Raw genomic sequence first — 12,383 nt, forward strand, 5'->3', positions numbered from 1 at the left:
TGAAAAAGCTGCCACCGGGAATCGGATCGAGGGCATTGCCGCTGCCAGTGCCCTGGACGCTGGTGCCGGCGTCGCGGTCGAAGCTCAAATCGCCGTATAGAACCTGCAAGCCGGCGGTGATTTGCGTGCCCGGCAGGTAGCTCATGCCCGCGGGGTTGCTGGCGATGGTCGAGGGGCCTTGCGCACGGGCAGCGGCACCGGCGTTGGCCAGCCCGGTGTTATCGGTGCCGACTTCGTAAAGCATGATGCCGCCGGCCCAGGCTGGCTGGCAGCACAGGGTAAGTAGCGTAAAGGCAGGCAGTGCACCTATTCTGGTTTGCATGGATTAAATCCCGGCAAGTGTAAATTTTCGAATAAGGATCGAATTAACAATCGTCGAAAAATCTGAACCACGTTGAATCGGCCCAGTTCGGTCACACATAAGTGGTAGTTCAAATTTTTGATATTGAAAGGCGCCACTAATGAATAAAAACGTAACGATATGGATGGCCGCCTCAGGGTTCGTGTTGAGGACTGCTGGAGACTGCCCGCGGTACTTCAATTTCTGCGTGTACGGTAAGTGACCAGTGCAAAGTCTTCCAACGAGTATTTTATGAGGGCAGCACATTTATTAATGAGCTATACCCAACGTTCCCCCCATGCACTTCTTCCACGTTTGGAGGTTGTTTATGAATACCCGTATCGTCCCGTTCGCGCTGCTCATGGCAAGTCTCTTCGGTTGCAGTACCGCTTCAAACCACTCAATGAATTTGCCTCTGGCTGCCACCCACCGCAATGCGGGCCAGACTGGCAACACCACATTGACTGCCGAAGGCAATCAAACCAATTTTGACTTCTATATCACTGGCGTTCCGGCTGGAACCATCCTGCCCCCGCGCATTTACACATTCATCAATAAAGGCAGCTGCCAGCAACCCGGGCCAGTCGCCTATGCAATGAACGATAAGGTCAACACAAGAGATGCCGCCGGAGCCAACGGCTGGAGCTTTTACCGTAGTGCGCCTATCGCAACGTCAGAATTGCTTTCCGGCAAGTATTCCATCGTCGTGCGGACATCACCCGAAGATGGCAGCGTCGATATTTTTTGCGGCGATGTCGCGCAGGCAAAGCGCTGAAATGATGTGGCAAGGTTGCTAAATAGACGATCTCGGAAAACACTAAACTACGAAACGCCCGCTGAACGATTGAGCCAATCTGTTGCATCGACCGGTTGAATCCACAACCCAAACTGTCATTGGTGACTACCCGTAATAATCGAAAAAATTGTGAAGCCAGAATCGCCAATGGGCAAAATGCCGTGCACTTCTAACAGGTTTTGAAAGCCACTGAGTTCGCGCCGCTTTCCGTTAGGATCTCGAACTGCCGACTGCACGCAAACGTCAAATTGAAGTGGCGACCCCGGATGAGGCCGCCACTTTTCGGCTGATTGATCAGTTGCCGGCTGGCATCGGCAGGTTAATGCCTTCTTTTTTCAGGACTTCACGCACGGATTGGAATTTCTGGTACTGCGACAGTTCGATCGGCCCGTCGTAGCCCATGCTTTGCAATTTGCGTGGTGGGTAATCGACGTAGGTCTTCATCAGTTTCATGATCGCGCCCGTGATCGGCACCATCGTCCAGGTACGCTCAGTAAAGTTGTTCATGAAGAGGTCATAGCGTTCTTGCGGGTCTTGCCACAAGTCAAAGACCTGCGGCACGGTGGCCACATATTTTTCTGCGCCCTTCCATCCCAGGTTCGAGTCCACGGCCAGACCACCGGTTTGTGCGCCATCATCGCCGCGCAGGTTGAACACGGCCTTATAGTTCCCGACACGGGCCGCACCCGGGGACAATTCGTTCTCGGTAAAATAGAACCACTCCTTGCGCGGCGAAGGGGCACTGCCGGTGAGTACCGGCGTCATGTCGTAGCTGTCGAAGATGATCGGCTGACCTTCACGATCTTTCTCGGGCAGCTTCACGCCAGCCACAGAAGCGAACGTCGCCATCAAATCCAGGCCACCGAGAATCTCGTGGTTTTTCGTGTCCGGCTTGATCTTGTCTGGCCAGACGGCAATGGCTGGTACCCGGTTACCGCCCTCACGCACCGTGCCCTTGGTTCCACGGAACGGGGTGTAGCCGGCATCCGGATAAACGTCCTGCCAGGCGCCGTTGTCAGTGGTGTAAACCACCAGCGTGTTCTTATCCAGGCCCAGCGCCTTGAGCTTGTCCATGATGCGGCCGATGTGGGTATCGAGTTCGACGATGGAGTCGGCGTACTTGGACTTGGACATGGACTTATGAACGAACTCCGGAGCCGGCATGTTCGGCTGGTGGACTTTCATGAAGTTGACGTTGATGAAAAACGGCTTGTCGGATTTGGCCGCCGTGTCGAGAAACTCAAGCGCCGCTTTTTCGACATAGTTGTCAAAGAACGGAATGCCGACCACGCCGGGTTTGCCGTCTACGACAGGCGTGTCAACGTACTGGCCATTGACCTTGAATTCTTCGATCGGTTTTTCACCAGCCTTGCCGGACAATGCGCCCTTGGTCACCTTTTGAAACATCGCGCGGGTTTCCGGGTCCATGTCGGGGAACCATGTCGGGTCGGCATAGGTGTAGGCATTGAGGTGGTACAGGCCGACGTATTTCATCACGTCATAACCTTGTGCATTGGGCAGCGCGTAGTCGGCTTCCCCCAAATGCCATTTGCCGGTGAAGTAGGTATCGTAGCCACCGGTTTTCAGCACCGATGCCAGCGTCCACTCGGCTGCCGGCAAGCCACCGCCCTGGCCCTGGAAGGCCACGGTAGTCATGCCGCTACGATTGGGGATCCGCCCGGTTTGCATGGCCGCCCGGCCAGGCGTGCAGCTTGGCTGGGCATAAAAAGAGTAAAAAGTGACGCCTTCTGCCGCCAACTCATCGATTTTGGGCGTGGGCATCCCGCGCCCGATCCCACCGCCATAGGGACCCAGATCGCCGTAGCCCGTATCGTCGGAGACAATAAACAGGATATTGGTCTTTTCCGTTTGAGCGGCGTGGGCAAGTCCGTTCAATGACAAAAGCGCAGCAAACACGATAGATAGCCTGAAACGATCCGATAACTGTTCCATACCAGAATCCCTCGTTATTTCATGGTGTTGGCAACCGGGTGATGAATACACATCAACATTGACCCTTGGTGCATTGACCACCGAGTAATTAGCCTAGGTACTGCGTACAGAATCATTTCCCCCTTAATTGCATGACCATGCACGGGTTAAGGCGCACGAAAGAGTCTAGTGCGGTTTTTCCAGTTGCCGTGGTAATTGCCCGGGCCGCATCTACTGCCCTTTATCCAATCTGAACACGGTTAAATAACCTGATCTAAGCTCAACCGCGGCAGGGCTAACTCTCAGCCTCCGGCTTGCAGTAGCGACGCGGTGGTCCAGAATCTCAATTCCCGAGAAAGGAGCAGGCAATGAACAAAGGCGTCCAACTTGCCCGTTTTATTGCCTTGGCGACGGTGTGGTCTGAATCTGGTGTCGCTGCCGATAGCCAGGCGGAACTAGCCAAACAATCCCTGAACCCGGTCGCCGCGCTTTACAGTTTGCCGATTCAATACAACTGGAACCAGAAACTCGGACCCAGTGGTGAGGGCTATCAGAGCGTCACCAACATCCAGCCGGTACTGCCCTTCAGTCTCAACGAGGAGTGGAACCTCATTTCCCGCACCATCCTGCCCGTCATCGATCAGCATGGTCTGGTCCCCGGCGGGATTGCCGACAAATCAGGTGTGGGAGACACCACGCAAAGCTTCTTTTTTTCACCCAAGCAACCCACCGCCAGCGGTTGGATCTGGGGCGCAGGCCCGGCCATATTGGTGCCCACCGGCAGCGATGATCTGCTGAGCAGCGAGCAATGGGGGTTGGGGCCGACGGTGGTGGCGCTCAAACAAAGCAATGGTTGGACTCGCGGCATTCTGGCCAACCATATCTGGTCGCTGGAAGACAGCCCGCCGGATGACAAGGACAAGGTCAATCAGACGTTTCTGCAACCGTTCTTCAGCTTTACCACCCATACCTACACCACGTTTGGCATCAATACCGAGTCCACCTACGATTGGCAGACCAGGCAGTGGTCTGTGCCGATCAATCTTTTCGTTACCCAATTGTTCAAGGTGGGTCACCAGCCCATGAGCTTGCAAGCGGGGCCACGCTACTGGGTCGAAAGTCCGGAAAATGGCGCCGAAGGCTGGGGGTTTCGGGTAGCGTTTACGCTGTTGTTTCCCAAATGAGTGGTGTAATGAAGTAGAACGTTTCAAGTGCTCACTTCTGGCCGGTTTCATCCGGTCGCCACCGGCAGCAGATGTGGACTTCGCGTAGAAACGCGATTTCCAGTCCGATTTTGAGTACCTGTCGCACTCAAAACCGTTTTCCCTATGTTGACTGGCACGACAAGCGCTCGTTCCGGCATTTTCGGCCGTGTTACTCAACCTTCCGCGTAATACCGTGCCGCCCGCCAGAGGTTTTTCGATTCTTCTGTCAGATGGCGCAAGCCACTACGGTCCAGCATGCGCTCCGACTCCTCTTGCACCGCGGCCAGCACAGCAGCCTCGTCGACGGTGTGTACGACGTAGTCTTCCATCAGGATCTTGCCATCGACGATGGTGGTACACACGTCCCCGCCGTTGGCGAAGCAAGTGATACGGTGGACTGGCATGTTCATCGGCATCAGGTGCGGTTTGAACAGGTCGATCAGAATGATGTCGGCTTTCTTGCCGACTTCCAGCGAGCCGATCTCGTGTTCCATCGACAGTGCCCTGGCGGCGTCGATAGTGACCATTTCCAGCACTTTGCCCTGGGGCAGGATGTCCGGGTCGCGGAAATGCCGGCGGTGGTAGTGCATGCACTGGAACATGTGACGGAACATGTCGTAACCGCGGTCTGGGGCGGCGCCGTCGGAGCCTAGGGCGACGGTGACATTGGCCTCGATCAGTTCCGGTACCGGGCAGCGACCCAGGATCGACATGATGGCGCTCGGGTTGTGCACGATCTTGGTCTGTGTCTCGTGGCACAGGGCGATGTCTTCCGGGGTCAGGTCAATGCAGTGCGACATGAAGGATGTCGGGCCGAGCAGGCCCAGTTCGCGGTGGGCCAGCGCCAGCGTACCAGCGCGGTGGCCATCCTGGGTGAACGTAAGGCCATAGCGGTGGGCCAGAGCCAGGTAATCCTGGGCTTGCTGGCGGAACAGAGGCGCCAGCTGCCGATGGCCGGGCTCGTATTGTGGCGCGTATACCGGCAACGTGATGGCAATGCGCACCCGGCCGTCCCCCATACCGTCGCAGGTCCTGGCGATTTCTTCGCAGACCTCGAACATGGTCTCGAAATTGACGTCGCGCCGAGTGGGTGGTTCGGTCGACCAGTCCAGGTAGGTGTGCGGCGCTGGAGGCCGCGACGGCCCGACGGCCACCACCGAGCGGGTACCGATTTCGGCGATAGCCTGGGCGTGGCGTTGCGCGTACACCGGGTCGTCGACCCGCATGATCGAATCGCCTCCGCCCAATAGCGACACGCCGGTGGTGGTGCCGCATTTGAGCCGCTCCAGCGCCGACAACCTCGCTTCGACCTCCCAGAACTCGACTCCGGAGGCCGATGTGTAGATGGTCTGGCAAGCCTCCATCCAGGCATCGCCCTCCCCGCCGCCGATGGTTTTCAGCATGGCGTGGCCAGCATGGGCGTGGCTGTCGATCAAGCCTGGGAGCACCGCCTTGTTGCGTGCATCGATGATTTTTTCAGCAGTGAAGCGAGCCCGCAGTTCATCCGTGCGCCCCACCGCTACGATGCGGTTGCCGAGCACGGCCACTGCGCCATCCTTGATGACGCGTCGTTGCTCGTCCACGGTGATGACCACGCCGTGCTCGATCAGCAGGTCTACTTTGTCGAGATTATTTTGAGTCACAGGCGGCTCCGCAGCAGGCTGCCGTTTTTCGCCACGACGACTCCGCGACTGATCACTGTCCGCGCCAGCGGACGCGCCACGACGGCTTCACTCAGTGTCTGCGCAGGCAACAACAACAAGTTGGCGGTTTGCCCCGTCGCCAATCCGTAATCAGTTCGCCCAAGTGCCCGGGCGCCATTGCTGGCAGCGGCTTCGAACGCCGTGCAGATTTCAGGGTCGGTTCTCATGCCACAGCGCAAGGCGAGCAGCATCGCGCGTTCAAGCATGTCGCCATTGCCCATCGGGGTCCATGCGTCCCGAATGCCATCCGAACCGAGGCAGACGTTCACCCCCGCAGAGAGCAGTTCAGTAAAGGGTGGTATGGCGATATCGGATGGCGCCGTGGTCATGAGTGAAATCCGGTTGGCCGCCAGGCGTTCAGCCAACGGCAGCACCTGGGCCCAGTTTTTCATGCCCAGGCAAAAGGCATGGCTGATCATGACTCGCCCCTGACGCTGATAGCGCTCGGTGAAATCAATGATGCGAGCAATTTGCCAGAGCCCCAGTTCACCACCGTCATGCAGGTGGATATCGATACCGCGGTCAAACTTGTCCGCGAGCTCGAACAGGATCGTGAGGTGCGCAATGGGATCATTGTCTATGCCGCAGGGATCCAACCCCCCTACTACTTCACACCCCAGCTCCAGGGCTTCTCGCATCAATGCCTCGACCCCGGGGCGGTTGACCAGGCCAACCTGAGGGAAGGTGACGAACTCGATATCAACCAGGTCGGCGTAGCGCTCGCGCAGCTCCAGCATGGCTTGCACATGCTCGATGCCCAATTCGGGATCGGCGTCCACATGACAGCGCAACATCAGCGAGCCGCGAGCGATGCATTGCTCCAGCAGAGCACCCGCCCGCTCTGCAATGGGTGATTCGAGCTCGCGCAGGATCTGCCGCTCATTGGCGATGCGCGCTTTTAGCGTCGGGCCTGCACTGTGGGGCCGCCATGGTTGGCCCCACAGGGTCTTGTCCAGATGGATGTGGCTTTCTACCAGCGACGGAACGAGTAACTGACCTTGCCCGTCAAGGTCAGGCTCCGCGACTGGATTGCCACTGGCTGGCTGACGGGCGCCGATACGACCGTCAACAATCTGTATGTCTTCAATTTCGCCGCCATAGGGGCGGACATTACGCAACCAGAACGATTGGATCATTGGAACCTCATCACTTTCGAACAAGCCCCTGTCGCCGGATAGCCAACAGGGGCACTGTTTACTGAATCACCAGAAGCGCTACTTCAAGTTGCCGGCAAGGAACTGCTTGAGGCGCTCACTTTTGGTGTGCTTGAACAGTTGCTCCGGGTGGCCCTCTTCCTCGATTTTGCCCTGGTGCAGGAAGATCACGTGGTTGGACACTTCGCGGGCAAAGGCCATTTCATGGGTCACCACCACCATGGTCCGGCCCTCTTCGGCCAGGGCCTGCATCACCTTGAGCACCTCGCCGACCAGCTCGGGGTCGAGCGCCGAGGTCGGCTCGTCGAACAGCATCACTTGCGGCTCCATCGCCAGGGCGCGGGCGATCGCCACACGCTGCTGCTGGCCGCCGGACAGGTGCGAGGGGTACTTTGCCTCCATGCTGGCCGGCAGGCCGACTTTGGCCAGGTACTTGCGTGCGCGGGCCATCGCCTCATCGCGGCTGAGGCCGAGCGCATGCATCGGCGCCTCGATAACGTTTTCCAGCACTGACATGTGCGCCCACAGGTTGAAGTGCTGAAACACCATGGACAGCTTGGTGCGCATGCTTTGCAGCTGCTTCTGGTTGGCCACGCGCAGCCCACCGTTCTTATCCTTCTCGGTGCGGATTTCCTCGGCGTTCACCGTAATTCGCCCGGCACACGGTTGCTCGAGGAAGTTGATGCAACGCAAGAAGGTGCTCTTGCCGGAACCCGAGGAGCCGATGATGCTGATCACATCGCCTGCCTTGGCCTTGATCGACACGCCCTTGAGCACCTCGTGGTTGCCATAGTTCTTGTACAGATCGTCTACGGTCAGTTTGTACATGGTTTTGACCCTGCGTATGCGGCCTTCAGGCGGCCTGGGGTTTCAGGAAGGCCAGCCAGCGGGTTTCACCGCGACGAAATAGCCAGACAAGCGACAGCGCAATCACCGCGTACAACAGTGCGGCGATGAAGAAGGCCTCGAACGACGCATAAGTCGCCGAGTTGACGTCGCGGGCAACCTTCAGGATGTCGGGAACCGTGGCGGTAAACGCCACCGAGGTTGAATGCAGCATCATGATCACTTCGTTGCTGTAGTACGGCAGTGCGCGACGCAGCGCCGAGGGCAGGATGATGCGGCGGTAAAGGGTGAACTCCGACATGCCGAAGGCCCGGGCCGCCTCTACCTCGCCGAACGGTACCGACCTGATCGCGCCAGCGAAGACTTCCGTGGTGTAGGCGCAGGTATTGAGCGCGAACGCCAGCACCGTGCAGTTGAAGCCTTCGCGAAAGAACATGTCGAGGAACTCGTGCTCACGCACTACGCTCAGGCTGTAGACACCGGTGTAGATGATCAACAGTTGTATATAAAGCGGCGTGCCACGAAACACATAGGTGTAAAACCAGACCGGAATCCGGATAAACCGGTTTCTTGACACGCGAGCCACGGCCAGCGGCACCGACAGTACGAATCCGATCGCGATCGACAGCACCAGCAGCCACAAGGTGATTGCCAGGCCGGAAAAGCTGGCGCCGTCCGACCACAAATACGCTTGCCAGTATTCCTGGATGATATCGATCACAGTTGAGCCTCCCGAACGCCGACAGAGTAATGATGCTTAAGCCACATCAAGACGCCGTTCGAGAGCGTGGTAATGAAGAGATAAATCAGTGCACCGATCACGGTGAAGTAAAACAGCTGCATGGAGCTCTTCCCGGCATCCTGGGTGGCCCTGACGATATCGGACAGACCGATGATGGACACCAGTGCGGTCGCCTTGATCATGACCTGCCAGTTGTTGGCAATACCAGGCAAGGCAAAACGCATCATTTGCGGGAACAGAATCCGATAGAACGCCTGCCATGGGCTCAGGCCATAAGCCATGGCTGCCTCTGTCTGGCCGCGCGGAACCGCCTGGAAAGCACCGCGAAAGGTTTCGGTAAAGTAGGCGCCGTAGATAAACCCCAGCGTCGCAACACCGGCAAGAAAGGGATCGATATCGATCTGATCAATTCCCAGCCCTTCGGTGACCTGATTGAGGACGATCTGAATGCTGTAGAACAGCAACAGCATGGTCACCAGATCCGGAACACTACGTATCAGCGTGGTATAGAGGGTGGCGACATTGCGCAGCCACCGATTGCCTGACAACTTGGAACTGGCGCCTGCCAGACCAATCAGTACTGCGGTCAGCAGCGATAACATGGCCAGCTTCAGTGTCATCCAGGTGCCACTTGCGATCAGCGGCCCATAGTCTACCAAGGACATTGCATTCTCCTTGAGTTCGATAGTCCAGCCGATGCTGCCTATCTTGTTCAGTTGTGTTGTTCTTGTTTTTGAATGCTGACTGCCCGCAACTTGCAATCAATCAGTTGTACACATCAAAGGAGAAGTATTTATCGGAGATCGTCTGGTAAGTTCCGTCCTTGATGATCTCGGCAAGCGCACCATTGATCTGTTCGCGAAGTTCATTGTCTTCCTTGCGCAAACCAATGCCCGCACCCACGCCGAGGGTTTTCGGGTCGCGCAACTCCGGGCCGGCAAAGGCGAAATCACGTCCGTTCGCGGTTTTCAGAAAGCCCAGGTCGGCCTGGACCGACGACTGCAGCGCTGCATCCAGGCGGCCGGCCATCAGATCCTGGTAAACCATGTCCTGGTTCTGGTAGGTCATGACAGTGACGCCCTTGGGCGCCCAATAAGCCCGAGCATAGGTTTCCGACGTGGAACCCTGCTCGATCCCTACCCGCTTGCCTTGAAGGGATTCGGGCGTTGGCAGGAGATCCGAGCCTTTTTTCGCAAGGAGACGCGGCAGGACATTACTGATCTTGTCGGAAAAGGCGATCTGCGCCTGACGTTTCTCGGTCACGCTCATGGAAGAAAGAATGCCGTCGAACTTCTTGGCTTTCAGCGCCGGGATGATGCCGTCGAAGGAGTTCTCGACCCATACACATTTGACCTTCAGCTTCTCGCAGATCGCGTTGCCAAGATCGATATCGAAGCCCACGAGCGTGCCATCGGGCGCCTTCGACTCGAACGGGGCGTAAGTGGGGTCAACGCCGAAGCGAATGACTTGCAAGTCTTTCGCGTATACGCCGCTGGCGGCCAAGGCGAGAACAACTGAAACTGCTAACTTCTTCATATCAATCTCCGTAGGCACAGTGGTACTGGGGTTTAAAAGTGGCCAGTTCTGTTTAGGTTTTTTGTATTTTTTAACCTCGGTCACAACGCTTGCATGCTGTATCGGTAGCTCGCCGGGGAGAACTTGACTGTCAGCACCGCCATCGCTGCGAGCACCCCGATGTGCAACCACCAGCCGGTGATGAAACTCCCGCCGGAGTCGCGCAGCCAGCCGATCAACCAGGGAGCACTCGATGCGAGCAAGAAACCGATACCCTGAACGAAGGCCGCCAAGGTGCCGGCCGCTTGCGCGCCGGACAAGTGGTCGAGGCTGACAATCAGGCTGAGCGAAAAGAACCCGCCGAGGCCGAAACCGGCCAGTGCGACCCACAACCACGGCGCTGCGTTGGGGGCAAGCGCAAAGCCGGCGAAACCAGCGGCCTGCAGCGCTATCGTCAGCCACAAGGCAGCGCGCCGGTCAATGCTGTGGCGGGCGAGCATCGGCATCGCGAACGCCGCCGTCGCCTGGAACATCGCCAACCACGCGAGCAAATTGCCCGAGGCCTGCAGCCCCATGTTCTGCTGCTGGTAGAAGGACGGCAGCCAGGCCACCAGACTTGAGTAGCCGCTGTTGGTGAGTCCAAAGTAGGCGGCCAACTGCCACGCACGCGGATTCTTGAAGAAGCTGCCGGTCAAGACCGGTGCAGGTCCGCCAGCGGCTATCGGCGCAGTGCGTGGCGCACACACCAGCCAAAGCAAGAACACGGCAAGCGCTGGCAACGCCCAAATGGAAAGCCCTAACCTCCAGCCGCCATACGGATTCAGCCATGTGCTTGCCAGCGAGCCCAGCGCTCCGCCGCCGACCAATGCCGCCGAGTAGAGCCCCATCACCATCGCTATCCTTTGCGGAAACCAGCGTTTGGCGACACCCGGTATCAAGGCCTGGATCACTGCCACGCCGGTGCCGGCGATTCCGGCGCCAATGATCAACTGCGCTCCGTCCTTGACCACGGCGCGTGACGCGCAGCCGAACATCAAGAGCAACAATGCGCCGGCCAGCGCCCGCCTTTCGCCGAAACGACGTGCCACACCGATGCCAATGAAGGCAATCAGGCCCATCAGCACGAAGGGCAAGGTGGTCAGCATCGCGGCGGCGCGAAAATCGAGGCCAATGTCGGCACGCACCAGATCGAGCACCGGCCCTACCGAAGTCAGGAATGGCCGCAAATTCAAGCCCAGTAGCACCAGGAGCACCAGTGCAGCCAGTGACACTTCACTCACGCGCGACACGCCCGTAGCGATGCAAGCCGATCCGCGGTCAGTCATGGCGCGTACTTCTTTCTCGCCGGTGCGGGTGCAGACTCGGCTCCTGCATCAGCGTCACGTCACTGGTCATCACATTTACCTAGGGGGATTCTGGTCAACAGGCCGCATCAGCGGCTGTTCTTAAAGATTAAGAGCAGGTGCTATCATTCGGAAATGAAATGTTCGAATGACAATTAGTGGGAAAACAAATGACTTCAACGCTGATCGATCCGTTGCTGCTCAAGAGTTTCGTCGCGGTGGTAGAGAGCGGCAGCTTCACCCGCGCCGGTGAGCGCGTGCACCTGAGCCAGTCGACCATCAGCCAACAGTTGAAGCGACTTGAGGAGCAACTTGGCTGCGAGCTGCTCAACCGCAGCGGGCGCTACGTCGGCACCACCGAGGATGGCGAGCGCCTGCTCGGCTATGCGCGCCGGCTCCTGGGGTTGATGGAAGAGGTGGTGGAGGATTTACGCAAGGGCCACGCACAGGGCGAGGTGCACATCGGCGTGCCAGAAGATTTCGCGTCAGACTTGCTGACGCCGACGCTTGGCGCCTTCGCGCGCGCGCACCCGGCGATAAGGCTTGAGATCAGCAGTGGGCTCAGCAACACGCTATGGCAACAGTTTTGTGCAGGCGACTACGACTTGGTGCTGATCAAACAGCGCCCGGGGCAGTTTGTGGGGCACGCCGCCTGGCCCGAACCGCTCGCCTGGCTCGACAGCCTCAGCCAGCCGACGTACGAGCGCGACCCGCTGCCACTGGTGGTGTTTCCGGTCGGTGGCTTGTACCGCGATGAGATGATCCACGCGCTCGAGAGCGCCGGCCGACGCTGGCGCATCGGCTAAA

General features: G+C 58.2%; 12 protein-coding genes. 3 read left to right on the plus strand and 9 right to left on the minus strand.

The window, feature by feature from the left end; all coding sequences use genetic code 11:
• On the minus strand, positions 1 to 322 hold a 322-nt coding region (locus PMI29_RS0130535; RefSeq protein ID WP_008004362.1), incomplete at its 3' end, for an outer membrane protein transport protein.
• 346 nt (positions 323 to 668) lie between these two features.
• On the opposite strand from PMI29_RS0130535, the gene PMI29_RS00995 reads away from it, so the two are divergent.
• Positions 669 to 1,115, plus strand: a complete 447-nt coding sequence (locus PMI29_RS00995; RefSeq protein ID WP_008004364.1) for a hypothetical protein — start codon at positions 669 to 671, stop codon at positions 1,113 to 1,115.
• Between the two features lie 315 nt (positions 1,116 to 1,430).
• Here PMI29_RS00995 and PMI29_RS00990 read toward each other — a convergent pair whose 3' ends face one another.
• Entirely contained in the window at positions 1,431 to 3,089 is a 1,659-nt protein-coding gene (locus PMI29_RS00990; RefSeq protein ID WP_007986546.1) for an arylsulfatase, read from the minus strand.
• Between the two features lie 347 nt (positions 3,090 to 3,436).
• Here PMI29_RS00990 and PMI29_RS00985 point away from each other — a divergent pair, with 347 nt between their 5' ends.
• Positions 3,437 to 4,252: a hypothetical protein gene (locus PMI29_RS00985; protein ID WP_008004366.1), complete on the plus strand. Its 816-nt coding sequence runs from the start codon at positions 3,437 to 3,439 to the stop codon at positions 4,250 to 4,252.
• A 194-nt stretch (positions 4,253 to 4,446) separates the two neighbouring features.
• On the opposite strand, the gene PMI29_RS00980 is transcribed toward PMI29_RS00985, so the two are convergent.
• The 7 genes from PMI29_RS00980 to PMI29_RS00950 form a co-directional block, all read right to left on the minus strand.
• Complete coding sequence (locus PMI29_RS00980; protein ID WP_008004368.1) at positions 4,447 to 5,916, minus strand: amidohydrolase family protein; 1,470 nt, start codon at positions 5,914 to 5,916, stop codon at positions 4,447 to 4,449.
• The gene (locus PMI29_RS00975; protein WP_008004370.1) at positions 5,913 to 7,112 is read right to left on the minus strand and encodes an amidohydrolase family protein; all 1,200 of its coding nucleotides are present in this window, start codon (positions 7,110 to 7,112) and stop codon (positions 5,913 to 5,915) included. The genes PMI29_RS00980 and PMI29_RS00975 overlap by 4 nt, the downstream gene beginning before the upstream one ends.
• Before the next feature lie 78 nt (positions 7,113 to 7,190).
• Complete coding sequence (locus PMI29_RS00970) at positions 7,191 to 7,958, minus strand: ABC transporter ATP-binding protein (protein WP_008004372.1); 768 nt, start codon at positions 7,956 to 7,958, stop codon at positions 7,191 to 7,193.
• Positions 7,959 to 7,983: 25 nt separating this feature from the next.
• Positions 7,984 to 8,697: an ABC transporter permease gene (locus tag PMI29_RS00965; protein WP_008004374.1), complete on the minus strand. Its 714-nt coding sequence runs from the start codon at positions 8,695 to 8,697 to the stop codon at positions 7,984 to 7,986.
• On the minus strand, positions 8,694 to 9,383 hold the full coding sequence (locus tag PMI29_RS00960) for an ABC transporter permease (RefSeq protein ID WP_008004376.1): 690 nt from the start codon (positions 9,381 to 9,383) through the stop codon (positions 8,694 to 8,696). Before PMI29_RS00960 ends, PMI29_RS00965 begins: the two co-directional genes overlap by 4 nt.
• 100 nt (positions 9,384 to 9,483) lie before the next feature.
• Positions 9,484 to 10,254, minus strand: coding sequence for an ABC transporter substrate-binding protein (locus tag PMI29_RS00955; protein ID WP_008004379.1), 771 nt, complete (start codon positions 10,252 to 10,254; stop codon positions 9,484 to 9,486).
• Positions 10,255 to 10,334: 80 nt separating this feature from the next.
• Complete coding sequence (locus PMI29_RS00950; protein WP_008004381.1) at positions 10,335 to 11,558, minus strand: cyanate transporter; 1,224 nt, start codon at positions 11,556 to 11,558, stop codon at positions 10,335 to 10,337.
• Positions 11,559 to 11,746: 188 nt separating this feature from the next.
• Here PMI29_RS00950 and PMI29_RS00945 point away from each other — a divergent pair, with 188 nt between their 5' ends.
• Complete coding sequence (locus PMI29_RS00945; protein WP_008004383.1) at positions 11,747 to 12,382, plus strand: LysR family transcriptional regulator; 636 nt, start codon at positions 11,747 to 11,749, stop codon at positions 12,380 to 12,382.
• Position 12,383 lies beyond the last annotated feature (1 nt).

The organism is Pseudomonas sp. GM49 (genome assembly GCF_000282355.1).
Classification (GTDB): Bacteria; Pseudomonadota; Gammaproteobacteria; order Pseudomonadales; family Pseudomonadaceae; genus Aquipseudomonas.